The organism is Pseudomonadota bacterium (genome assembly GCA_018817425.1).
Classification (GTDB): Bacteria; Desulfobacterota; Desulfobacteria; order Desulfobacterales; family RPRI01; genus RPRI01.
This window is the reverse complement of sequence record JAHITX010000079.1, coordinates 174,935-201,610: the sequence shown is the minus strand read 5'-3', so window position 1 is coordinate 201,610 and position 26,676 is coordinate 174,935. Positions and strand designations below refer to the sequence as shown.

Here is a 26,676-nt window from a genome sequence, read left to right as displayed (position 1 = left end):
CCGTGCCGCCTATGATCACATCATCGGCGCCCAGTTTCGTGATCGCTGCCGTGCCGGCCAGGGCAGCGGTGGGGGTGGCGTCATAGACCTTGTTGGACGCGGTCAGCCCGGTGACCGCAAGATCGGCTTTCGTGATGTCCGCGGTGAGGCCGGTCTGCTGAACCAGGGTGTAGTTACCGGCATCAGTGCCGCTGATCGTGTTGCCGGTGACCGTAACGGCCTTGCCGGCGGCCACGTTCTTATCCGCAAACGCCCCGGCTGCCGTGCCGCCTATGATCACATCATCGGCGCCCAGTTTCGTGATCGCTGCCGTGCCGGCCAGGGCAGCGGTGGGGGTGGCGTCATAGACCTTGTTGGACGTAGTCAGCCCGGTGACGCTGAGCGACTTCTGATTCACCGTGAGTTCGTTGCTGCTGGCGGCATTGTTCTGGAAACCGTACCCAAAGCTTGAGCTAAGTCCGCTGCCATACGCTACATCATGGGCACCTACCGTATAGAATCCGGCACTCGATGATGTTCCTCCTACCGTCCAGCTTGCAGTTCCCGATACAGTTCCAGGTGATGTGTCTCCGTTCACGTATGCAGAGTAAGCAGCGCTAAATGCGGGCGTCGCATCGCCATAGGTTATTGCTGTGGATCCAGGAGTGACATTGACTATAGGCTGTTCTCGGTAAACCGCATAATTTCCAGTACCAAGGGCAGTTGTGTAATTTGTTGCAGACTCATCGCTGTTGTACCTGAATTTATCGCTACCAGAACCAATTGAAGTGGTTAATCCCGTACTGCCAATGACACTACCTGAAAAAAGTGTTGATCGGCCATCAACGCCCGTACTGACACTGCCGCCACTAATCAGAATGTTGCCACCAGTTGATGTCCCTGCTGCTGTGTTCTTTGCAGCATTCAGCTGTATGGCACTTGCCGTGGTATTAGAGGTGGCGATAGCACCCGACAGGGTTAAATCACCAGTTAAAGTCGCAATATCTACCGTCCCGGTGGACGTAACGGCACCAAAGCTCATGGTGTTGCTGTCAATAAGGGTGAGATTCCCGGCCGACACGACGGACGCCGTACCGCCGAAATTATTGCTGGTGTTGTTTAGAGTCACAGCATTCGTTCCTGCAGTAATACTGGTGGTTCCAGTTACAACAAGTGCTGCGCTCTGAGTGATCGCACCGTTGCTTTTAAGCAACAGATCTTCGTTAGCAGTCACCGCACCGCCTATCGCAATAGTTGAGTTGCTCTGCAGGGTAGTGTTATCTCTAAATGTTGTTGAGCCGCCTACGGTCATTGCTCCTGCTATTGCACTGCCCACTGTGACACTGGAAAAGCCATTGACAAAATTTGTGGAAAAAAATGAAGCAGGCAGGCTGAGCGTACCCGTGCCACCCGCAATGCCGATAGGCGTTCCAGACGTGATCGGCTGGATGGCCAGCGTGCCGGTTCCGCTAATCGTCGCATTACCAAGAGTGATTTTATCGGTCAAAAGGGTTATATCCCCCGCGCCAGCGGTGATGCTGCTGTTATTAAGTGCATGGAAGCCCGTCCAGGAGGTGGAAGGTGACGCCGTGCTGATCTGCACGTTTCCGCCGTTCGTGCTGATCGTCGTCGTACTGTCGATATAGGCGCCATAGCGGATGCCACTGGTAGTGGCGCCGATGTCCTGCTGGACCTGCACATCCATGACGACGTCGCCGCCGCCCGTGTCGATGGAACTTGTGCCGGTCCACAGGCCACCGGCGTGATTGCTCACATTTCCGGCATAGCTCTTGCCCTTGAACATGATTGTTCCGCCCCCGCTTGTTTGAGGAATGCCAGTGATGTAAACGCGACTATCCAGCGTGCTGTTCGTGATTGAAATGCCGTCCTGGTGGGGAGGAGATACGGTCTGGGTGTTGGTGCCCTGAGCATACCCGTTTCCGTCCACTCCGCCAATGAAACTGATAACGCCACCGTTGGTCTTGATGGTGTTGTTGTAGATGTTGATGTAACCGCCGCTGGTGGCGTCGCTATCAGACCAGAGCACCGTGTTAAGTTTTCCAGTTGAGGAACTTATACTACTACTGCTATCCAAGAGGATGTTACGGGTGGTCTTGATGGTCAGACTAGCATCATTGCCATAGGCATTCGTGATTGTTTTGCTAGCCTGCAGGGTGAAATCGGTATTGGCTGCGGTCTGGGTGAGTGTCGTTGCAGCAGCACCGACTGTGGCATTCCCGGTATAGGTCTGGGCCCCTTCAGTCGTCACAGCACCACCGTTAATGGCGATCCCACCAGTGGAAGTGACATTCAAAGAGGACAACGCTTTCTGACTTCCAACCGCCCCTGAGAAAGTCACTGTTCCAGTACCAGCATTAACAGTTAAGGGTGATGCTGCGAGATTAGCCTCAACTACTGATCCCAGTGTCGAACTACTTGTTGGGAGATCGTTCCACTGGCCTGTTAAACCGGCGCCCATTTGCAGAGCATCTTCGTTGCTTCCGGAATCATTTGGTTCACCCCCATTCCAATTAACATATTGGCTGTTATAACCGGTATATCCGGTCGCTCCGGTAGACTGAGCGGTTGTCCAGAAAGTTCGTCCATTGCCACCCTCTTCAAGCCCCTCTGGACCTGCTACCCAGCGCCAAGTCCCTTCAGTCGTGATATCCGAACCTCCCAGCCAGGATTGGGCTCCTGCTGTTGCTGCCATTACGCCTGTCATTTCAAGGGCTGATGTGACAGTTGCAAGATAGGTGCTACCAATAGCCCCACCCGGACCGCTTGCCCAATCGGTCTTAGCCGTATCCCAGGTCTTCGCTGTAGATTGGTAAGTGTAGGTGTTGCCGGAGTTGATCAAGGAACCAAACGTCACATTACCATTACTTGTGCTGATGCTTAACCCGTTGGTGTTTGAGATGAGCACTTCACCATTAAAGTCGACACTGCCTCCGGCAGTAGTGATTGATTGGGCACTGCTCCCGCTGAATATTGTACCGATTCCATCAAAGGTAAGATTTCCGCCGGCAGTGGTCAGATTACCTTGTGCTACGATACCCCCGGTACCGTTGGTGTCAGAATCAGCCGTAAACACCATTGATAACGCACCAGTGTTCGAGGCTATATTCTGCTCCAGAATGATATCACGGTATGCCTGAAGAGTCAGTGTTCGGGCGTTTCCACCGCTATAGGTGTAATCTTGTGTCCAGGTGATGTCGCCTGCTTGTGTACCTCCTGCACCTGTTCGGATTGTCACATCACCAGATCCAAGGGCTGTATTTATCAGGGTAATTCCCAGAGAAGATGAGTTCCCTGTGCTTTCAAACGGACTGGCAGCGTTTATATTTATATTACTACCACCAGCGTCTACAGAAATATTGTATGGGTCAATTAGCCACAAGCCGCCCTTGCCAGCAGGTGCTGAAACATCCGGGGCACTCCCTATGTCAAGCCAGTGTCCTGAGGTCTCAATTTGACCGCCATCTCCGCCATTGACGCCGCCTTTCGCTTCAAATCTTCCATAGGCTCGAGTAACGGAATCACTATTTTGGATATCCGACCAGGCCACCACAGTACCACCATTACCAATATCCGTTGCGTTGGCTTCAAGCAAGGCACCTTGCTCGACAATTGTACCAATTGCCTGGTGGATCGAAGGATTGCTTCCCTGCCAACTGCCACCAACAAGAACTTCACCGCCATCGGTAGCTCCTGATGCGGTCAAATGAGCTCCAGATTTGATGAGTGTCCGTTCACCGGTAACCATAATTTGACCACCAGTACTGTATGCGGAGGAAGCATCCAGGATACCGGCAACGGATGTTTGCCCGCCTTCAGCATCAAGAATGATCCGGCCTCCCTGAGCTTGCAGAGTTTTAGCTTCAATGACACCATCATTGTTCACCACTGCACTGGAGAGTATGTCCGCAGCTTTTGCCGTCAACATCACCAGGCCGCCGTCAGCTGAAATCGTGCCGCTGTTCACTGCGGCCGCATCCACAGCACCTTGATAAACGACGAAATTCACCAGTCGGTCACCGGTAAAGTCAAGCCGCACCCTGTCGCCGGCTGCCATGGCTACTGTACCTTCAGGGCTTGTCAGTTGCCCCTGGTTTTCCACATGCGGAGCGATAAATGCCACATAACCGCCGTCCGCCGTCCTGATATTTCCTTGATTCAGAACAAAACCCCCGACGCTGCGGCCTTCGAAGGTGTAATCCCCGGCCATAAAGTTTTCATTGGTCATGTTGAGGGATGAGGCCACCAGCCCGCCTACATCCACCCTGGCTGTAGGACCAAAAAGAATTCCGGAGGGGTTCAAGAGGAAAACCTGGCCGTTGGCAGATAGCTGACCGAATATTTGCGATGGCAACGTATCCTGAATGCGGTTTAAGGCCACGCTGGAGGTGGTGGGTTGCTGGAAGGACACGGAGGCGTTCTGCCCGATGTTGAACGTATTCCAGTTGGCGATCATCCGATCGGTCTGCTGGTTCACCGTCATGGCGCTCCCGGAGCTGGATATGTTACCCCGGCCTGATGTGATCTGCCCGCCGGCGGGCAGGGCAGTGGGATCGAGAGCCCACGCATGAAGGGTAACGGCCAGGACTGCCGCCATTATTACCACCACGCCGATGGCACAGCTGGAAACGTATCCCTTGCCCTTGCTCTTTTGTGTTACGGATTTCCAGATCTGTTTCGTTTCGTTCCACATCAGGCGATAGATTTCGTTCATGGTGTGTCTCCCTTCTCTAAAACCAGACCACGGCCTGAACCCAGAACCGGCCGTTGTCATCGTGATTGTCTGCGTCGTTGCCGGTCATGCTGCGACCAGGGTTGTCTCCTATCTTATGGGCATAGGATGTCTGAACGCTGTAAAGACCCGCCTTGCTGATGACAATGCCAGCACCGGCACCGGAGAGCCAGTAGTCGTTGCTGGTGGTGGCATTGGTGATGGAAGCGGCCCAGGGGTCTTTGTGCAGCTTAATATAACCTGTGTCAACAAAACCAACCAACTGAACTTTTGCCCAAGAGGGTGGGTCCGGGATATCGAAACGGGTCTCGAATGTCATGATATGGCCCTCGTCGCCGGAAGCTTCGCCTACGGGGTAAGCCCGCACACCGGTTGGACCGCCCAGGATTAATTTCTGAGAAGAATTCAGATTATTATCGGCAATCTGACCACGGACAGATCCGAAAAGGGAAACTTGCCGCGTGAGGCGTTGAAGGCGTGCTAAACTATAAGTGACGCGGACAAAATTGCCGGCACTACGAGGTCCAGATGCATCCGCTGCCTCGGCGGTAGCAAGGTCGGAGAGATCAAGATTGCCACTGTATAGGGCAAGGTTAGCGCTACTGAGACCACCTCCACCAAAGGAGTCGAAAAAACTTCCGGAAAAACCGGCGTTGCCTACCGACAGCTTCCGGTCGCTGGTGGTGGTGCCATTGGTCTCATCACTGAGCAGGATGTACTCAAATCCAAGCCCAGCCCAGACACTGGCGCTGCGGGTACGCAAAATGGGGTAGCCGAAACGGGTAGCGAAGGTGTCTGCACATCCGTTGGCGTTAAGGCTGGCAAGGTCATCCCCCAGTTCGTAATAAAGACCGGTATAGGAAAGTGACCAGGTTAGTCCGGTAGCCCCAAGAGGGAGAAAGTAGGCAGTTGTTCCTTGATACATGTGCTCAGCACCGATAACGGAAAGACTTAGCTGGTCACCAAGGCCAAAAGGGTCATTGACGGCAATCCGGCCGCTACCCCTCCAGATGCCGGTGTAACGGTCACCGTAGTTGTCACCGGATATCAAGCCGCTGATAAGAGGACCTTCCGTAACATCAATGCCAAGTCTGGTGGTCCCGGGGGTAGCGCCCCTCTCAAGTAAAGCATTGGAGGAGATACCGGGGAGATCGTTCATGAGCAGAACAGCCCGCTCAATCTCTTCCATGCGAATTGCGCTCCCTGCCTTGAGTGCTTTGCCGGCAATCCCTTCAAGAAGGCTCTGACTGACCCGTCGGGGCTTCTTGACGTTAACCCTGACCTTCCCTTCGACCTTGCCGGCGATGACGGCAATCTCTATGATACCGGCAGTGATATCCTGTTTTGGCAGATAAGCCCGGGCCAACAAGTATCCTTTCTGTTCCCGCAGATAGTTAGTAACCCGCTCTGCCAGTTTCTTAATCCCGGCAAAACCCAGTTCTTTGCCAATGCTATCGCTGATCAGGGCCTCAAGTTCGGCATCAGTGGCAAGCCCCTGGCTGCCACTGAAACAGAACCCTTTAACAAGAACCTTGGTACCTGCGTCTGGAGGCGCTCGCTCGGTCTCCTTGTCGCTATCCTGAGGCAGGCGATCAGGCAGCTGTTTGCCGGGCTGGCGCTCTTGGTTCAACAATTGCCCCGCATCTGGAGGCGCGGCAAACGAAAGCGAACCGCATATCAGGAACAAAGCAAGGATCAGTACAGTCAAAAAACGGCAATTTAGCATAAACCCCTCCTAAGAAACAATCAAAATCTCAAAAAACCAAGCCCTTATATTTGGCCCTGGTTTTCATAGCTTATTTTTTTGCAAGCCTTTCATGCTTACTCGTTTGTCCAATGATGCTTTTATTTTTATCCATTTATACTCTTATGGTTTAGATAAATAAATTATTGATTTCTTTAAGCGTGGGGTCATCTCTTTTTGTTCAATAAATGTGAATAAGTCCTCTCTGAAAATGCGGTGATGTCTCCCCACAGTTATTGCTGCTGGAATCTTTCCCGATTTAACCCACCGCCACATAGAAGATCTGCCAACAGCACAAATTTCAGCAGCCTGTGGAATTGTATAATATTTGTTTTCAATCATAGCATTAATTTATACTATTTTTTTAGTTTATTCAAAGAATTATAAAGGGACAGGCAAATTATGCTTGAAGAATTATAAAGAATTATAAAGGGACAGGCAAATTATGCTTGAAACTCCCATTGCTTGTGCTTAGCCCATCTTTGTGACCATAATTTGCAATATACCATAAAAACAATATGTTAAAGTGTTTTAAGCTTGCTTTATGGCACTACAAATTTTATCGTTTCACACAATAGTCTTCACGGTTCCTCCTGGGTAGTGTGTCAGATTTAAAGCATCATAAATAATTTGTTGCCTCTGTTCCGGCTTTGTACTTTTCCTTACATGAACCATATCCCCATTTTGGCATTTCACTGAAACCGTAATTCGATCTTGTCCGCATAATTGTTTTCTTAAATCGGACCAGCTTGAGAAGAACTATAAGGGACGAACTATAAGTACGCCAAGGAACTATAAGGGACAGGCGAATTATGCTTAACATATTAATTGCCTGTATTTTATATAAAGGCTTAATCAAAATCAGGAGAATCAGAGAATCAGGAGGATTTTATATGCCAAGAATTGCGAGAATGATCGTGCCGGATCAAAAAACCGTATATCATGTTATGTCCAGAACCGCTTTAGATGGTTATCCTTTTAATGATATTGAAAAAGACAAGCTGGTTGATATTATCAAACGTCTTAGTAAAATCTATTTTACCGATATTCTTGGATATTGCATAATGGGCAATCATTTTCATTTATTGGTTCGAATGCATACCGAAACATATCTTAATGATGAAGAAATTAAAAAGCGTTACATACTTTATTACGGTAATGATAATAATTTTTCATCAGACCATATCCCCCGCTACAGATCCAAATGGTCAAGCATTTCCGAGTTTATGCGCGAGATCAAGCAAACATTTTCAAGAAGCTATAATAAAAACCGTAACCGAAAAGGAACCTTCTGGGCAGACCGCTACAAGAGCGTGATTGTAGAAAACGGCAACACTTTGATTCATTGCCTGGCATATATTGATTTAAATCCTGTACGGGCCGGACTGGTTGAAAAGCCGGATAATTATCGCTGGAACTCAATCGGCTATCATGTGCAAACAGGCAATAAGGATTGTTTTTTATCCTGGGATTTCGGTTTAAATAAATTCGGAATCCGGGATAAAAAGAAAAGGCTTATACGCTATCGGGAATATGTTTACGAAGCAGGAGCAATTGACAGATCTGAAGAGAAAAATAAAAAAACCATCCCTGCCAATATTATAAATAAAGAAAGAAAGAAGTCATTTGAGATAAGCCGCATGGATCGTTTTATCAACCGCAGCCGATATTTTACGGATTCGGGGATAATCGGCAGTAAAGTATTTGTATCTGATCTATACCAGCGTTTTAAAGAGAATTTTAAATCCGTTAATGAAAAAATACCCAAACACATAAAAGGTCTTGATGGGATATATTCCCTTAAGCGGTTAACATAAAATCGCTTATGCTATAAATATCGCTTCTACTCCCGCATCGCAACAATTTATAAATTCACGCCCCTGCCGGGCGTACACAAAGCCCGGCAGGCACTCGGCGTGATAAGACCTCGCGCCGCTGCGTTCTAAACCGATTGCTGCCTGACTGAATAATCAGAAGTGAATCGGCTTGACAATGTTCACATATAAGTGTACTTTATACCCATGAAAACCATCTCATTTTATCGCACAGAATCTGGGAATTGCCCTTAAGGGAAATACTATTGGCAGAAAAACGAAATAATGAATTTCTTAGCAAGAGGTAAACAGATGGATGATCTGGATAAATATATAGAAAAAAGAAAGAAGAAAAGTCTTAATTTTCCACAAAATTTTGATAAAGGATATGAGCAATTTAAAATTGGTGTCCTTCTCAAGCAGGCCCGCCTTGAGGCAGGTCTTACCCAGCAAGAAGTTGCTGACATATTAAATACTAAAAAATCTGCTATTTCTCGAATCGAAAACCATGCTGAAGATATCCGTCTCTCAACCTTAGTGAATTATGCACATGCCGTCGGTAAAAACCTTCAACTCAAGGTAGCCTGATTACAGCGAACAAATTGTTACTCTCTTTCACCTATAATTCTCAATTTCGATTGCTAACCAACATTAAGGACTGGTAGGTGAAGGATAGAAAATGATAAAGTTAAAATAACTCCATAGAAGGAAAACAAGGTCAAACCTTGAACAGTGATTTATAACAGACCTGAGAAGTAATATATTTCAAAAGGCATATTAGCAAATGAACTATAAAAACCCATGGAAGACCGTCAGCACAAAAACAATCTATGAAAACCCATGGCTTCGACTACGTGAAGATGAAGTAATCCGGCCTGATGGTAAAGATGGGATTTATGGTGTAGTAGAAATAAAGCCATCGATAGGAGTTGTGGCTATAAATGAGAAAGATGAAATTGCGATAGTCGGTCAATGGAGATACACACTTAAAAAGTACTCATGGGAAATTCCAACCGGCGGATCAGTAAAAGAAGATAATACAATCCTTGATGCAGCAAAAAGAGAGCTTGAAGAAGAAACCGGAATTCAAGCCGCAGAATGGACTGCTCTTGGCAGCATAGACAATAGTAATGGAGTAACAACTGATGTAGCGCATTTGTTTCTGGCAAAGCGCCTTACCTATTTAACACCCAAACAGGAACCTAATGAACAGATAGTCACCAAATGGATCAGCTTCAAGCGCGCTGTGCAGATGGTTATGAACGGAGATATTACCGAATCATGCAGCGTAGCTGCTATTCTCAAAGTTTATAAAATGCGGTTATCCCAACTTTAATTTAAGCTTTCCTATAAATTAATTTATGATATAATTTTAAAAAAAACTACATTTAATTGATTTATAGAACCTATCAACAAAATAAAGGCAGGTTAATTCTAATACCGGATCAGGATTTATTCGCTTGTTATTGTATCATTTAAAACAATTTACCATTTGAGCCAGTTTCAAAACGCCCCATTTTGGCCGATCTTAAGCGTTGGGCTCAAATTTCAATCCTCGAAATACTAAATGTATTCCTGTGGTTGAAATTTTCTCCCGCCTTGAGCTTGACCAAACTGAAACGTTTTGAAAGTGGCTCATATATATTGGCAATAAGGTTATCTGCTGCAAACAAATAAAATTACAGGAGGGGCCATATGAACAAAAAACATGAAAAACTTTTTGAGCCAATGGGTATTGGGAATTTGGTATTGAAAAACCGGCTTGTTTTTTCTCCGGTTCATACCAAGTTTTTTGTAGGAAACGATTACACATATAATATCTGGCATGAGGAGTATTTCAGAAAAATAGCCAAAGGCGGAGTCGGTCTGATTATTACAGGTGAAACAAAATCCGAGTGTAAGATCGATCCTTATCCTGTAAACAACTGCATGCCGGTTATCGATTCGGACCAGAGGATAAAAGAATTTGCATATCTTGCTGAAACAGTACATCGTTACGGAGCAAAGATTGTTGCCCAGCTTACACCGGGATTAGGCAGACTGGCCGATGCTCCTCAACATGATAGATGGCCTGCCGCACCATCCAAGCAGCCTTTGTTTTATCATCCTGATTTAATGTCTGATGAACTTACTAAAACCGAAATAATCGGTTTGATTCAGTCTTTCGGAGAAGCGGCGGGAAGATTAAAACGCGCTGGTTTGGATGCCTTATTTATCAATGCCCATAATTATCTTATTGATCAGTTTTTAACCGAGTGCTGGAATCATCGCACTGATGAATACGGTGGGCCCATAAAAAACAGAATGCGATTTTTTATGGAATGCATGGAAAGCGCAAGAGCATATACTGGAAAGGATTTTCCGGTTATTGCCGGATTGAGTTTAGATCATGGATTTAAGAAGGGCAGAACTCTTTCACAGAGCATTGATATTGCAAAGGCTATGAAAGATGCGGGAGTTGATGCATTCTATATCAGAGACGGCTCTTATGATGCATTGGAAACCGGAATGCCTAACGCATTTTCCAAAGATGGAACGGTTTTAATAAATGCCGAAAAGTTTAAAAAGAAGGTCAATACAATTACAATAACAGGCCAGCAGTTAGGTGAGCCTGATGAGTGTGATAAAGCGATTTCAGAAGGCAGGGTTGATTTTATCGGACTTGGCAGAGCACTGTTAAGTGACCCTGAATGGCCGAATAAAGTTCTTAATGGAAACATTGAAGATATTTGTCCCTGTTTACGCTGCATGGAATGCATGGATCGCTACGTAAAAGATAAATATATCGGATGTACAGTAAACCCGATATTGGGTCATGAAATGGAACCTCCGATAATGCCGGCATTTCCTGTAAAAAAAGTATTGGTTATTGGCGGCGGACCCGCAGGTATGGAAGCCGCCCAAACAGCGGCAAGCCGGGGGCATGAAGTAACACTGATAGAAAAGAGTAGTAATCTGGGAGGCCTTCTTATAACTGCCGCTGTTCCTGATTACAAATACCGGATAGGTAAATATGCCGCTTGGCTCGAACACCGGCTAAAAAATTCCAATGTAAAAATTCAAACAAAAACAGAAGCAACCACGGAACTGATAAACAATTTGAAACCCGATGTAATTATAATAGCAACGGGTGCAAAGCCCTTTATTCCGGAGATTCCCGGGCCAGGAAGTAAAAACAGTGTTCACGTTATAGATGTTTTGAACAAAAAAGCGAAAGTGGGAAATAAAATAGTTATTATAGGCGGAAGATCCGGCAGTTGCGAAACTGCTTATTGTTTAGCTAAAGAAGGCAAAGAGGTTGATATTGTAGTGCGTTCGGAACTTTTACCCGATGAATCAATTTTCAACAAATATACCCTGATGGCTGAATTGCCCAGATATGATGTTACAATACACTTAAAGTGGCAACCGGTTGAAATAAATGATACCGGTGTAATTATCAAAAATTCGGAAGGTGAGGAAAAATTTCTGCAAGCAGACACTGTAATTATGGGAACAGGATCAATAAGTGATCACAGCCTTTATAAATCCTTTGCAGGTCTTGCTAAAGAAATATATGAAATAGGAGACAGTACAAGTCCCCGAAGAATTTATGAAGCAGTCCATGAGGGATATTTTATAGGAAAGGAAATTTAATCTATAAAGTCTTACATAGTGCAGCCCTTTTACGAAGAGCCTTTTTTTGGGTAAAATCCCATAGCTTGTCTAATTGCGCTTGTGAGACTTTCATTTCTTTTTTAAGTATTATATTTATGTTTTCACTATCTTCGGCTGCAACTTTGAGCCAGTGCCTGACGGTATCCAGCTTTACTTTCAAAACCTCCGCTACACTTCTCAAAGACATCCCCTTTACCAATAGTTTAAGAGCGATCAGAACCTTATCTTCGGAAGAACGAAGATCATAAAACAATGTGTTTGATCTGCTGCAAAAAGACTTGCTGCATTCTTTACAAATAAAACGTTTAGATATAAATCCTGTTTTTGTTTTGTATGTTCCATTTGAAACTATATTTCCCCTACCCTTCTTTCCATACATTGTGCATTCCGGATTTGGGCAAATTATATTTTCTTTTTCATCAACTATTAAAGGGTCATAATTTGATGTTTTTTCCATAAAGCAACTTATTTTACTATTATCGGCCCTATCAACTGACGGTTCAATAATTTTTAAATTTTCACACTGTTTAACCATGGTATGCATATTAGTTTCATATATGGCAGGAACAATTTCATTAGCGGGAAGAGATGCTTGATTTTTTTCTATGGTAAAGCTTGACGCTATCTTCATGCCAAGCTTTTCACAACCCATTCTTGATTCTTTTGTAGATGCCCAGGCTGCGCTCAAAAAATTTTCTTTTTCATTTAACTTAGCATAGTATTTTGCACGGTTTATAAGCAGTAAGTGACTAATATTCCAGGTTGCCGCAAATATAGAATAGAGGAAAAAGACACCTTCGTTTTGGGAAATAATGTTGCTGATTTTTTCCGAAGTAAGATAATTTTCTAAAACCTTACATTTTTTAATCTCCTGATAAACATCCATACTTAATGGTAAACATATATAATGGCCAACATAATGGCCCCATGAATCCAAAGCAATTATATTTAGATCAGGAGCAGCTATAATTGCTGCCTTTAAAACTTCTTTTTGCAGCGATTTTTTTGCACCATATAGGTCACGATGACATGAAAGAATAGATTGAATCTGTCTATTACTTGAAATTACTATAGGTTTAATTATGATACCATCATCTGTTGCTGTTCGGTATTTAAATAACATATCAAACGGATAATCGATCATTTCTGCCGATGAGTATGCAAATCTTCTTTCATACAGAGAATAAAACAAAGGCTGGCCTGCGTTTAGTGCTACACATACCTGCATTGGAATACCGGCAGCTTCGGAAAGGTCGTGAAGATTTTCAATACCGGCCCGGCAACGATCTGTTTCCCAATTCTGTAATTCCCTAAAGCTGATACCGATGAGTTCAGAAAATTTCTCCTGACTCAATTCCCTCCATTTTCGATAATCTTTAATCAGTTGCCCAAGTGATTTGTAAAGTTTGATATCATTGGGCGAAATTTGATTTCGCAGATATGTATTCATAGATGATGTATTTTTATATCAAAATTAGAAAAAATTAGAACCACAAATATTCTTATACTAAATTTTTATGTTATTTCAACAAGGTAAGCTTGTCAAGATTTCACAAAGATATAATTTATTCACTTACTCAACTCTGTATCCGGTAACGTTTATATATATTGCCAATAGATGCTTAAATAAAGTTAAAGGGGGAAAAAAGATGAAACAAATGAAAATTATAAAGAATGTTATATTTTCGTTATGTTTATTATTGGTTCTGATTTCGTATGGTGACACGGTTCAAGCTAAAGATTTACCCAAAGTAATCGACAAGACCAACTGCGCACAATACAAAGATCTTTTAATTCCTGCTATGTATCGTGCAGTTGAAAGGAGCGATTTTGTTATTACACCTGGCAAAATAAACTTCATATTCAAACATACAGATAGCTTTCTTACTGCAAGTGTAAAAAATGAAGGGAAGTTTGACATAACTCCCAAGGGAGATTTGATCGATAAACAGACTGGAAAATATCCGGAAAATATTTACGGCTACCCTTTTCCTGAAATTGATTTTAAAGATCCCAAGGCCGGAACAAAAATCATATATAATTTTGATTTTCAGAGATACCGTTTTACCGGTTCAAGAGAACGTATCCGTATTATGTGGATAGACAAAGTAGGTGAGGAACGCTATATCCAGGGCTTGGATCAACGACTATATATGAATGGCCGGCTACCGGGTCAGGAAATACATAATCCTGATAAATTTCTGACCTTGGAATTTCAAAGAGTATTGGAGCCGATGAGCCTCAAAGGCACAAATACTATGGCCAACATTTATATGGACCCAAGACAAGACAGTAATTATGCTTATGTGCCCGCAATTCGTAGGGTTCGACAAACCGGCTCTACAACAAGGTCGGACCCCTATATGGGATCTGATTCATGGTTGGATTCTAATTTCTTGTGGAGTGGCAAAACATCCTCTATGGAATGGAAATATATCGGCGAGAAAACAGTACTTGTTCCATTTACCAGTCCCGATATTCTTCCCGTACAGGAATTGCCGGATGGAAGAATGTCCAGGGCATATCCCTACACCGACACACACATAAAATTCGGATATGAAGATCCAAAATGGGAAGGAGCATCCTGGGCACCTCTCAATATTACTTACGTTCCAAGAAAAGTATGGATTGTAGAGCAGATACCTAAAGATCCATATTATAATTGGGGATTGCACATTAATTATATTGATCAGGAAACTAATGTTATATGGTACAAAGAAGTATTCGAAAAATCAGGTGATTTTCGTACTTGGGTCTCACTTTTGATGCATTATAGTGAGACGCCAAGCGGCAAAAATAACACAGGTGATTGGGATTGCCAGATTGGTATTGATGAAAAAATTCGCCATTCAACAACCACAAATCGATCAGCACACCCGGAAGCATTCTTATATATGCCTGCTTCAAAACTTGACCCTAGTTATTTTAGTGTGAGTAATTTTTTAATGTTATCGAAATAAGATACTTTCTAAAAAACAGGAGAGGAAAACATGAGTAATAAGGAATCATCTTTATTTGTGGTGACAGGTGCCGCAAGTGGAATGGGCAAAGCTTCTGCGCAACGTCTGGGAAGGCGAGGCAGAGTTTTATTGGCTGACATTAATGCCAAACAACTCGATCAGGTAGCCAAACAGTTAATATCGGAAGGTATTGAAGCTAAGAAACAGGTATGTAATGTCATGGATGAACAGTCCGTATGTTTGTTGGCAAAGACTGCCAAATCACTGGGACAAGTGAGCGGGATTGTAAATGCTGCCGGTATTTCTCCGTCAATGACCACGGACTGGAAAAAGATGTTATCCGTTGATCTCATCGGTACAGCACTTATCCTAAGAGAGTTTTTGCCTTTAATAGCACCCGGAGGTGCAGCGGTATGTATTGCATCGATTGCTTCGCGTATTTTAAAAAACGATCCTGAGATAGATGCTATACTTGATAATCCGCAGGATCACGATTTTTTGAAACGCATAGAACCTTTTCTTTCAATATCTCTACCATCAACCGAAGTTAACCCCAAAAGCGGTGCAGCATACATTCTTGCAAAACGAGGGGTTATACGTTTGTGTGAGAAACTTGCTCCTTTGTGGGCTAAGCATGGAGCCAGGATAGTTTCTGTTTCTCCCGGTACAATAGATACACCCATGGGAAGACAGGAATTGGATAATTTAGCATATATGAGGGAATCGATTGAAATGACACCTATGCGTCGGGTTGGCAAACCTGAAGAGATTGCCTCTGTAGTCGATTTTCTATGCAGTGAAGATGCGTCCTTTATAACCGGATGCGATTTGTTAGTTGATGGTGGATATACTGCCGCCATGACTCACTTGAATACACTTCAAATCTGATGTAAAATTCAAATATATATATTTTCAAGATTTATAATTTGACATGGGAGGAAACTATGAGCAGTAAACAAGAAGTAAAAACCGTTTGCGGGATGTGCATCTGGGCATGCGGTGTTATAGCGAGTCTTGAAGATGGAAAAATTATAAAAATCAAAGGTGATCCCGATCACCCCTGGAATAAAGGTAAGCTTTGCCCAAAGGCTGTAAGAGCTATTGATTCTTTTTATTCTCCTGTGCGTTTAAAACATCCTATGAAAAAGGTTAAGGGAAAATTTGAAAGAATTTCATGGGATGATGCCTTAGATACTATGTCTTTTGAGCTGAATAAAATCAAAGATAACTATGGCCCTGAAGCATGGGCTCTAATAGTTGGAATGGCAGTACAGGGACAGGGCTTTATTACAATGCATTTTATGCAAAGATTTTGTGATGCTTTTGGAAGTCCTAATTTTATTACACCTGAGACATTTTGCTTCTTAAGCGGTATCACAGCCAACATGCTGACAATGGGAAAATTTCCTTATGCCGATCAGAAAAACAGCAAATGCATAGTACTATGGGGGCATAATCCGTCCGCTTCCAATTTTATGGCTGCTGAAAGAATAAAACATGGGGTAGAAAACGGATCAAAACTTATTGTCATAGATCCCCGTAAAATTCCTCTTGCAAAAAATGCCGATATTTTTGCACAGATACGACCGGGAACCGATTGTGCCTTAGCCCTTGCTCTTACTAAAATAATTATAGAAGAAGAACTCTATGATAAACAATTTGTAGAAAAATGGACTTCCGGCTTTGATCAATTGAAGGAACACATAAAAAATTACGATATAAAAGAGGCTTCAAAAATAACATGGATTCCGCAAAAAACGATTGGAAACATCGCTCGTACCTATGCTTCAACAAAACCGGCTTCTATAGTACAAGGCACAAACTCACTCGATCAGCATCCCAGCGGATTTCAAAATAACAGGGCGCTTGCAATTCTTGAAACCATAACAGGTAATATCGATGTTCCCGGAGGACATCTGATTTCAGGGGCATTTCCAAATTTTGCAGAATTAAGACTGCCGGCTCTCTTAAAGGGGAAAAATATCGGTAATGAAAAATTTCCACTCTTTGCCGGTGATTGGACGGGTCAGGGCATGTTGATACCTGATATGATACTGACAGGCAAGCCACATCCCATGAAGGGCCTGATGATTAATGCTTCCAACCCTGTTTTAACCTGGCCTAATTCAAGTAAAGTGAAAAAAGCATTGAGTAGTCTTGATTTTCTGGCAGTGATAACCACGGTTCCGACTGAAACATCGGAATTGGCAGATTTGGTTTTGCCCGGAGCAAGCTATCTCGAAAGAACAGAGATTTGGGATGGGCCCCTCTTGGGTTCAATGGGTTATATGAGTCTTAGAAACAAAGTTGCCGAATATCATGAATGCTGGTCTAATGTTAAATTCTGGCTCAAGCTGGCAAAATATATGGGTTATGAAGAATATTTTCCGTGGCAAGATGATAATGAAGTATTTAAATTTGTTTTCAAAGATACGGGTGTCAATCTTGACGAACATTTAGGCAAATCGAATTTTATTCCATACGGCGGAGAATTAAAATATAAAACATATGAAGAAACCGGATTTCCTACACCTACAGGAAAGATCGAGCTTGTTTCTACAATAATGCAAAGCGTAGGTTTTGATGCTTTACCGAGTTTTATCGAACCTCCTGAATCTCCAATAAGCGATCCTGAAACGGCAAAAGAATACCCTGTAATACTGACAACCGGCTCCAGGGTTTTACTATACACACACTCATCTTATCGTGAAGCATATTTAAAAGATAAAAAAGCTCCTGAACCGTATGCTGAGATTCATCCTGCAACTGCCGGATATTATGGTATCGGTGATGGAGAAGTAATTAATGTCGCGACCAAAAGAGGTGAGATTCAAATTAAGGCCAGACTGACCGAAGACATTTTGCCGCATGTTATCAACATACCGCATGCCTGGGCTAACAGTAATGTAAATCTTCTTACGGATGAAAAATCAGCAGATCCGGTTACCGGTTATCCGGCGCTTAAGGCTTTGTTGTGCAAAATAAAACCGTTCGGCGGGGTATAAAACCCCGCCCTACTAATCTCTTACGCAGGGCAGCATTTATATGCCGCCACAAGTGACGATTTATCTAAAACAATAAGAGGAGAAATTATGAATGACATATTAATAGAAAAAGATTTGATTCATGAAACAATAGCTAATTATTGTTATTATTTTGACGGTGCAGAGTTTGACAAATGGGTCGATATGTTTACTGACGATGGTATTTTTGATTGCGGCGTTTTGGGCGTGCAAGAAGGCAAAGAAGCACTTAAGGCTTTTACACAAAGCATTCCACTTACCAATGGTTTGCCGATGATGAAACATTGCATAATGAATGAAGTTATCAACGTTACCGGAAACAGTGCAACAGCAAAGAGCTATTTTATTATGTTAAGACCAAACAGTGATGGAATTTCTATTATCAGCATGTCCGGGCGTTATACGGACGAACTTGTTAAACGAAATGGCAGTTGGTTGTTCAAACAGCGCAAGCTTTATATAGATGCAATGGAAAGTATGTCTTAAAGTAAATTTATTATCTTAGCAATTTGCTCAAGCATTAAAAAGATCTTTCTTGCTGAGTGATATACCGATCTTTTTCATTTTACTTCTTAGAGTGCTGGGGTTCAGACCGAGAAGTTCGGAGGCACCACCCGGACCGGTTACTTTTCCTCTGGTTATCTTCAGCACTTTATTTATGTGTGAAGCTAAAGCATCATCAAGTTTTAATGATTCATCTTCAGTTTTTTGGGAGTATAATTTACTGCGTTCCGGTTCCGGTAAGATTATTTTTATGATTTCTTTCATGTGCATTGAAAGTTTATCTTCTATTGTAGTTTTGTAATTTAGTTCTACTTGTTGCTCCGGTTCGGATTCCGGTGTCTGAAAAAGTGAATTATCAAAAGATATCGGTTCCGAAATATTTTTACCCCGATTCTGGATTAAAGTTCTTTCCACAAAGTTTTCCAATTCACGCACATTTCCGGGCCAATGATAATTCTTTAGTTTCTCGATAGATTCGCTTGCAATGACTGGTGCGGCAGGAATATTTCTTTCAATGGACTTTTGCTTCATAAAGTATTCAACAAGTTCGGAAATATCTTCTATTCTTTCCCTTAGTGGAGGTATGTTTATAGGAAATACATTCAGCCTGAACCAGAGATCTTCTCTGAACTGTTTCGATAAAACCATTTTTTCAAGATTTCTGTGAGTACAGGCAATAATACGGATATCTATAGATATAGATTCCGTTCCGCCAACACGTTCAATTTCCTGGTTTTGGATTACACGCAAAAGTCTAACCTGCGCTTCCTGTGGTAGTTCTCCGATTTCATCAAGAAGTATTGTTCCTTTATGAGCCCTTTCGAATCTGCCACGTTTCTGGAATAATGCTCCTGTAAAAGCTCCTTTCTCATGTCCGAAAAGCTCGCTGTCAATCAGCGTATCCGGTATAGCGCCGCAATTAACCTTAATGAAAGGCCCACTTCTTCGTGGTGATGAATAATGGATAGCATTGGCAATAACTTCTTTTCCTGACCCGGTTTCTCCCAGCAAAAGCACCGGACTGTTTAAAGGAGCTACCTGCCGTACCATATCGAAAACTTTCTTTAGCCCCTTTCTCCTGCCTATAATCTCATTTCCGGAAATACGAAGCAGCTCGTTATGAAGATACCGGTTGTCATCAGCAAGCAATTCTTTAAGTTTGAGGACATCCTGATGTTTTAATGCATTTGACATGGCAATGGCAAAAGGGTCGTGTAAAAGCGATAATAAATTGGCATGTGCTCTTGTATATTGGTCTATTCCTTTTGAATAAACTACCAGAGCAAACAGTTTTGAATCATTTATTTTAAGACGCATAGTCAATGTCGACATTTCAGGCATTTCAAGCAATTGAGCTATTTCTTTGCTTACAGGAAACGAGTCAGGCTGGTTGATAATTCCAACATCAGTTAATTCCACCCATTGACGCTCCAGTACCGCCTGCATTTCTTGTGGTAAAGGAATCTTACGGGCAACTTTTTCAATTTTATTGCGGCTTACCTGGGCCAGCGTTTCTATTGCAGGCATACCCGGCTCTCCCAGCACAAGATTCATGCCTGTTAACGGCATAAACTTTTCCAGATATTCAAAAGCATTCCATAAGGAAGTTTCGATATCAAGACTACCACAAATCTGTAAAGTTGCCTGACGGAAAAAATCATTTTCATCCATTATCAGGATTCTCCTTTATGTATATAAACATAAAAAATTAATGCATGTGAGCCACTTTCAAAACGTTTCAGTTTGGTCAAGCTCAAGGCGGGCGAAAATTTCAACCACAGGAATACATTGAGTATTTCGAGGATTGAAATTTGAGCCCAACGCAGAGATCGGCCAAAATGGGGCGTTTTGAAACCGGCTCATGTTATATAGCACTATTTTTAGCGATATAATAGATACATTTATCTTCATTTAGATGGCTTGAAAGCTATTCATATGTAACCAATTGTTATATCAATTAATTATATTTTGGCACGATTTAAGCAATGAGATTGGCAACTGCATAGATTAAGGCTCCATGCCACATATCAGACTGGAGATTTTCAAACGTAATAACTTTTAATCCTTTTAGATTCTCTCGCTAAACTTACCACAGGAAGCAGGGAATGAGTTCACTTTTTCGGTTTATATATGAGGAGGAAACAAAAATGAACAAGAACTATGATTGGAGAGTAGGACTAAAGCCAATGGAAAAACCTGAAGATGCAAAACCAATCCTGCCGGAAGAACCACCGGCAAAATGGGATCAGGAGGCCGATATAGTAGTAGTCGGGTCAGGAGGAGGAGGCCTTGCAGGCGCACTTAAAGCCAGGTTGGAAGGATGCTCCGTGATTCTTTTGGAGAAATTGAAATTTACCGGCGGGACATCGCAATACGCCGGAGCATTTTACGCTTACAACAGCAGGGTCCAGAAAAAGCAAGGTATAGAATGGGATGCAAACGAAGTTGCTATGGGAAGCCTGTTTGAGACTGGTTACACAGGCAACATCCATTTGTTTCGCAATATGATACAAAAGAGTGGTGAAGTCGTTGATTGGATAGAAGATCAAGGCTTTGAATGGGAAAGTGAGATAGCAGGATACCCCGCAGTTACTTCCAAAGGCGGTCACCAGAGATTGTGCTATATTCCGATGACTGACCTCATGAATTTTCTGACCGAAAAATGCAATGAAAAAGGTGTTAAATTTCACACCAATACTCAAATAACCGCATTAGTGAGAGATAATGGCAGGATTGTGGGGGTAAAAGCTACCAATTCTGAGGGAATCACCATCTTCATAAAAGCAAAAAACGCCGTACTTATGGCGGCCGGCGGTATGCAGCACAATCGAAGCCTGCTTAAGCAATATGCGCCCTCAGTATATAAAGGTGTCGGCAGTGTATCGATGTCTCTGCCGTCAAATACCGGAGAATGTTTCAGGATGGGGCTTGGAGCAGGAGCCGATGTGGCAGGATTTGACTCGTGCACATGCTTTGAGGGGGGAATAGACCTTACGGAGAAAGGTGGCCCGTGGTTTAGATATTTATATTCCGGAGATGTTCAGTTGTCGAGGGCCCCGTGGCTGCACTTAAACAAAGCGTGCGAAAGATTTATGATGATGGATAATAACTTAAGCCAATACATGTTAAGGCCGCCCGCAATGGGAGCACAACCTGGTGGAAGGGCGTATGTTATTTTTGATAACAAATACGAAGAAAATATATGGAAGATCCAGGACGATGTCCCATTGGGGCTATCCTGCAAACGCCCCATCACACCGGATATTCCTGGCCTGAATACAGTTACCAGAAACAATCTGCTTTGCCCGGATGATTGGCGGGAGGCTGTGAAAGAATCGATTGATTTGGGAGCAATAAGAGTGGCCGATACACTTGAGGAGTTAGCTGTAAAGTTAGGCCTGGATAAGGTTCTTTTCAAGCAGGCAGTAGAGAAATGGAATGGATATTGTGATGCCGGCGAGGACCCTGAATTCGAAACACCTGAACGCTTTCTGATACCGATAAAGCAAGCTCCGTTTTATGGGCTGAAAGCAGGCGGCAGCATGGGGCCTGTCGGCTGTGGCTTGAGGACGAATCGTCACATGCAGGTATTGGATATAGATGCAAAGCCTATTTCCGGGCTATACGCCGCATTTTTCACAGCCGGTGGAAGTATCGGTGAGGGCAGAACTCCAATGGGCTTCGGTCTTTTAGGTGGTTGCAGTATGTCGACTACCTCCGGGTATACTGCCATCGAACATGCTGTATCACAAAAGTAATATCGTAAGAGATAACGATTATGAGGATAAAAGGGGAATTTATGGACATTGACAATAAATACTCAAGTTTATTTGAAAGAACCTACATTGGAAATCTTGGCATCAAAAACCGGTTGGTTATGGCACCAATAGGTACGAATTTGGGACGACCGGATGGGGGCTTTTCTACCAGAGAAATGGATTATTTTGAAGAGCGTGCCAAGGGTGGTGCAGGCATGCTAATCATAGGTTTTCAGGTTGTTACAAACAGAACAGATCCTTTTTTAAGATACCTGACAACATCGGATACTGATGAACAAACCAAAAAATGGGCACTTCTTGCAGACAGAGTAAAAGCACATGGTACTGCTGTTTGCCTGCAGTTATCGGCAGGACTTGGCAGAAACGCACCGCCGGTAAATGAAGAACCATTGGTATCCGCATCTTGCAATCCGGCATTTTGGTGTAGTGACCTGACAACCAGGGAATTAACGACTGAAGAAATTAAAGATATAGTTAAATGTTTTGGCAGAGCAGCATTAAGAGCCAAAATATCAGGGTGTGATGCTGTAGAAATTCACGCGCATATAGGATATTTACTTGATCAGTTTATGACACCGGTCTGGAACAGGCGTACGGATCAGTATGGGGGAAGCTTTGAAAACAGAATGAGATTTTCTTCTGAAGTAATAGAAGAGATTAGAAAAAACGTCGGTACGGATTTCCCTGTATTATACAGGATGGCAATTGATCACAAACTTGAAGGCGGCAGAACAATAAAGGAAGGACTGGAAATCATTGAGTACCTGGATACAGCCGGTATAGATGCTTTTGATATTGATGCAGGCTGTTACGAAGCCCACAATTGGTGTTTTCCAACACCATACATGGGTGATGCATGTTTAGCGGAATACGCAGCAGAAGCAAAAAAAGCCACAAGTAAACCTGTCCTGAATGCGGGAAACTACACTCCTGAAACTGCCGTGGAAGCGGTAAAGCAAGGCAAAACCGATTTCATAATGTTGGGACGTGGGTTACTGGCCGAACCTGAATGGGGCAATAAATTACTTTACGGAAAAAGAGACGAACTTCGCCCATGTATTCGCTGTAATGAATACTGCCTGGTAAAACCCTTAACCGGGCGTTTAACATCATGTTCAATAAATGCAGCCTGCGGATCTGAAAAAGAATACCAAGTTACCCTAACTGATAATCCAAAGAATGTAGTCGTGATTGGTGGCGGACCCGGCGGAATGGAAGCAGCAAGAGTTGCAGCACTAAAAGGCCATAATGTAAATCTCTATGAAAAGAATCAATACCTGGGTGGTCAGCTTCTGTCAGCATCCGAACCTTCATTCAAAAGCCCACTGAAGGCATACCTGGAGTATTTGATTTTGCAGATGAGCAAGCTGGATGTTGTTGTACACTTGAACAAAGAGATAAATGCCGATTCTCCCGAACTCGAAAGTGCAGATACTATCATAGTTGCAGTTGGAGCCAAACCGTTCATGCCAAATATCAAAGGCATTGATTCTCCAAAGGCCATGACTATCATAGATGCCCATTTGGATAATAAGCAAGTCATGGGGGAAAATATTATAATAGCCGGTGGAGGTTCTACCGGATGCGAGTGCGCCATAGACATGGCAATGAAAGGCAATAATGTAACCATAGTAGAAATGCTGCCTGAATGTGCTCCAAATGTTTTTCTGGCCAGCAAGATTTGTATAAATGAAGCATTCAGGAACCATAATATCAGTGTGCTGACCAGTCACAGCGTTTCGGAAATATCTGAAACTGGCGTAAAGGTTGTCGATCATGAAGGAAAAAGAACTGAAATTGCAGCTGATATCGTGGTCCTGGCTTTTGGGATGAAGCCTGAGAGCAAGTTGTCTAAAAGTATTTGTGATAAGTATATCACAGCAATCCCCATAGGTGATTGTGTAAGTGTAGGACTAATTGGAGAAGCAGTCAGAAGGGGATTTTTTGCAGGGTGGGGAATCCAATAGAAAATACATAATATCAACAAGGAAGAACCTATGCTTATTATCGGTGAATCTCTTAATGCTAGTGTGCCTGTGGTTAGAGATGCTATTGAAACTCATAATGAAGAATTTATTAAATCCTTGGCCAAACGTCAGGTGGAATGCGGGGCAACGATGCTTGATGTAAATGCAGGCGGATTAAGCGGAGGTGATGAAGAAGAAAATTTATCATGGCTTATCAAGACTGTCCAGAGTGCTGTTGGTATTCCGCTTGTTTTAGATAGCGCAAATCCTGAAACCTTGCATAAGGCAGTCAAAGTTTATCAGGGTTCCAAACTGATCTTAAGTTCGGTTACCGCTGAAAAAGAAAGCCTCGGCAGACTACTACCCCTTGCGGCAGAACTCAATTGCGGTATCGTCGGTTTATGTATGAACGAAAAAGGTATTCCTGATAACCCTGAGGGAAGAGTAGCTATGGCTGAGATTATTATCGAACAGGCCGTGTCGGCGGGGATAAAACCGGAGGCCGTATATATAGACCCTCTGGTTATGACTGTATCAGTCGATTGGCGAGCAAGTAAGGTGACAATTGATACACATCAAATTCTTCGCAAAAGATTTTCACAGTTTAAAACTTTTACTATTGTTGGAAATGTAGCCTTCGGAATGCCGATGAGAAGCCTTGTAAATCGTACATTTCTTGCAATGATTATGGGCCTTGGTACGGATGCTGTGATGCTGAATGTGCGGGATCAGGAATTGATGTCAACCTTGGCTGCATCTTCAGTTTTGAATGCTGAAGATAAATATTGCCGTAAATATATAAAGGCTTTCCGGACAGGAAAACTTGGTAAAAAAAGCGTTTGATTTGTGATTCAATTATCCAAAATAAATGACTCAAATGGTAGTTAATGAAACTCACCTTAGCCGGACTGCTTCGGTTAAAAATTATATCGGCATAGCAATACTTTTAGCTTTAGATGAAGGCTTATTTATTACTGGTAAGTCCGTTGATGGTGGAGTGGCTATGCCATGACGGAGAAAGTACAGGAAGCTATCTCCGTCATATAACAGCCCTCTTGTTGTTTAATGTCTTGCCTGACAACGCTTATTAAATTACGAGCTCCTCAAGAGGGCTGTTATATGACGGAGATAATATTTTTCATAACAACAAAGGGAGGGAGAAAGAAATGAGGCAAATGAGTATTTTATATAAATTCAAGTTGTTAATATGTTCATTATTTTTTCTGCTTTTGTCCGGTAACATTGTCCAAGCTATGGATTTACCAAAGATGATCAACAAGACTAACTGCTCTCAATATAAAGATCTGCTTATTCCAGCTATGTACCGGGCTGTTGAAAGGGGTGACTGGGTTGTAACGCCAGGCACTTTGAATTTTAAATACAAGCATCAGGATAGCTTTATTGAAGCGGGCAAAAATAATGCCGGAAAATTTGATTTGAGCAAGGATGGGAATTTAATAGATAAGACTACTGGAAAATTCGCAGCCTACAATATTTATAGTTATCCTTTTCCCAATATTGATTTAAAAGATCCGAAAGTAGCTGATAAGATAATGTGGAACTTCAATTTTCAGATATACCGCTTTATGGGTTCAAGGGAGCATATATATATTCAGTGGATAGATAAGATGCAAGGAGAAGAACGTTATATAGAAGGGTTGGATCAGCGTCTTTATATGACAGGACGTTCACCCGGACAGGAAGTAAAGAATAATCCTGATAAGATTTTAACTTATGAGATGCAGCGTGTTTTATCACCGATGAGCGTCAAAGGAACAAATACAATGAGTTATATTTATATGGATGATAAATATGATGTATGCTGTGCTTATGTTCCTGCTATTCGAAGAATCCGGCAAACAGGTTCGGCTTCGAGATCGGATCCTTATATGGGTACTGATTCATGGATAGATTTGAATTACATGTGGAATGGCAAAAATAGTTCTATGAAATGGAAATATGCAGGCGAAAAGACGATTCTCGTTGGTTTTAGCAGCCCTAAAATGCTTACTGCTAAGGAATTGCCGGATGGAAGTCTTTGCAGGTCTTATCCTTATAGTGGTAAACACATAAAATTCGGTTATGAAGTACCAAATTGGAAAGGCGCTAATTGGGCGCCGGCACCTGATTCTATAACCTACGTTCCAAGAAAGGTATGGATTATTGAGCAGATGCCTAAAGATCCATATTATAACTGGGGATTGCATGTGAACTATGTTGACCAGGAAACCTATACCATATGGTACAAAGAAGTATATGATCAATCCGGTGATTTTCGGATATGGATTTCTACATTTCTGCATTACATTACTACCCCAAGCGGGAAAAGCAATACGGGAGATTTCGACACTCAGCTCTATATTGATGAAAAAGCCAGACATGCTACAACTGTAAACCGGTCACCACATCCTGAATCATTTTTATATATTCCTGCTTCTAAGATCTCTTCCGACTATTTTAGTGTAAACAATTTTTTGCTTTTATCTAAGTAAAGTTGGC

General features: G+C 42.8%; 17 protein-coding genes. 12 read left to right on the top strand and 5 right to left on the bottom strand.

Annotation, left to right across the window (positions count from 1 at the left end; all coding sequences use genetic code 11):
* The 3 genes from KKC46_13965 to KKC46_13955 form a co-directional block, all read right to left on the bottom strand.
* The coding region (locus KKC46_13965) for a filamentous hemagglutinin N-terminal domain-containing protein (GenBank protein MBU1054914.1) at positions 1-4,711 on the bottom strand (4,711 nt) is incomplete at its 3' end.
* A gap of 16 nt (positions 4,712-4,727) precedes the next feature.
* The gene (locus KKC46_13960; protein MBU1054913.1) at positions 4,728-6,455 is read right to left on the bottom strand and encodes a ShlB/FhaC/HecB family hemolysin secretion/activation protein; all 1,728 of its coding nucleotides are present in this window, start codon (positions 6,453-6,455) and stop codon (positions 4,728-4,730) included.
* A gap of 141 nt (positions 6,456-6,596) precedes the next feature.
* Complete coding sequence (locus KKC46_13955) at positions 6,597-6,815, bottom strand: helix-turn-helix domain-containing protein (protein ID MBU1054912.1); 219 nt, start codon at positions 6,813-6,815, stop codon at positions 6,597-6,599.
* Positions 6,816-7,366: 551 nt separating this feature from the next.
* On the opposite strand from KKC46_13955, the gene KKC46_13950 reads away from it, so the two are divergent.
* The 4 genes from KKC46_13950 to KKC46_13935 all read left to right on the top strand — a co-directional run bounded on the left by KKC46_13950 (position 7,367) and on the right by KKC46_13935 (position 11,923).
* Positions 7,367-8,290: a transposase gene (locus KKC46_13950; GenBank protein ID MBU1054911.1), complete on the top strand. Its 924-nt coding sequence runs from the start codon at positions 7,367-7,369 to the stop codon at positions 8,288-8,290.
* Between the two features lie 309 nt (positions 8,291-8,599).
* Positions 8,600-8,875: a helix-turn-helix domain-containing protein gene (locus KKC46_13945; protein ID MBU1054910.1), complete on the top strand. Its 276-nt coding sequence runs from the start codon at positions 8,600-8,602 to the stop codon at positions 8,873-8,875.
* A 196-nt stretch (positions 8,876-9,071) separates the two neighbouring features.
* Entirely contained in the window at positions 9,072-9,623 is a 552-nt protein-coding gene (locus KKC46_13940; GenBank protein MBU1054909.1) for an NUDIX hydrolase, read from the top strand.
* Between the two features lie 359 nt (positions 9,624-9,982).
* Positions 9,983-11,923, top strand: coding sequence for an FAD-dependent oxidoreductase (locus KKC46_13935; protein ID MBU1054908.1), 1,941 nt, complete (start codon positions 9,983-9,985; stop codon positions 11,921-11,923).
* Position 11,924: 1 nt separating this feature from the next.
* Here KKC46_13935 and KKC46_13930 read toward each other — a convergent pair whose 3' ends face one another.
* Positions 11,925-13,298: a hypothetical protein gene (locus KKC46_13930; GenBank protein MBU1054907.1), complete on the bottom strand. Its 1,374-nt coding sequence runs from the start codon at positions 13,296-13,298 to the stop codon at positions 11,925-11,927.
* Between the two features lie 295 nt (positions 13,299-13,593).
* Between KKC46_13930 and KKC46_13925 the strand changes: the two genes are divergently transcribed.
* From KKC46_13925 to KKC46_13910, 4 genes are all read left to right on the top strand, one after another.
* Entirely contained in the window at positions 13,594-14,904 is a 1,311-nt protein-coding gene (locus tag KKC46_13925; protein MBU1054906.1) for a DUF1329 domain-containing protein, read from the top strand.
* 30 nt (positions 14,905-14,934) lie between these two features.
* Entirely contained in the window at positions 14,935-15,792 is an 858-nt protein-coding gene (locus tag KKC46_13920; protein ID MBU1054905.1) for an SDR family oxidoreductase, read from the top strand.
* A 56-nt stretch (positions 15,793-15,848) separates the two neighbouring features.
* Complete coding sequence (locus KKC46_13915; protein ID MBU1054904.1) at positions 15,849-17,909, top strand: molybdopterin-dependent oxidoreductase; 2,061 nt, start codon at positions 15,849-15,851, stop codon at positions 17,907-17,909.
* Positions 17,910-17,996: 87 nt separating this feature from the next.
* Positions 17,997-18,413 (top strand): nuclear transport factor 2 family protein, encoded by a 417-nt coding sequence (locus tag KKC46_13910; protein MBU1054903.1) that lies wholly within the window; start codon positions 17,997-17,999, stop codon positions 18,411-18,413.
* 27 nt (positions 18,414-18,440) lie between these two features.
* On the opposite strand, the gene KKC46_13905 is transcribed toward KKC46_13910, so the two are convergent.
* Complete coding sequence (locus KKC46_13905) at positions 18,441-20,102, bottom strand: sigma-54 dependent transcriptional regulator (protein ID MBU1054902.1); 1,662 nt, start codon at positions 20,100-20,102, stop codon at positions 18,441-18,443.
* Between the two features lie 476 nt (positions 20,103-20,578).
* On the opposite strand from KKC46_13905, the gene KKC46_13900 reads away from it, so the two are divergent.
* The 4 genes from KKC46_13900 to KKC46_13885 all read left to right on the top strand — a co-directional run bounded on the left by KKC46_13900 (position 20,579) and on the right by KKC46_13885 (position 26,669).
* Positions 20,579-22,189: an FAD-dependent oxidoreductase gene (locus KKC46_13900; protein MBU1054901.1), complete on the top strand. Its 1,611-nt coding sequence runs from the start codon at positions 20,579-20,581 to the stop codon at positions 22,187-22,189.
* 41 nt (positions 22,190-22,230) lie between these two features.
* Positions 22,231-24,177 (top strand): NAD(P)/FAD-dependent oxidoreductase, encoded by a 1,947-nt coding sequence (locus KKC46_13895; protein MBU1054900.1) that lies wholly within the window; start codon positions 22,231-22,233, stop codon positions 24,175-24,177.
* Positions 24,178-24,207: 30 nt separating this feature from the next.
* Positions 24,208-25,020: a dihydropteroate synthase gene (locus KKC46_13890; protein ID MBU1054899.1), complete on the top strand. Its 813-nt coding sequence runs from the start codon at positions 24,208-24,210 to the stop codon at positions 25,018-25,020.
* 332 nt (positions 25,021-25,352) lie between these two features.
* A complete protein-coding gene (locus KKC46_13885; GenBank protein MBU1054898.1) occupies positions 25,353-26,669 on the top strand; it encodes a DUF1329 domain-containing protein in 1,317 nt (438 codons plus the stop codon).
* Positions 26,670-26,676: the final 7 nt, after the last annotated feature.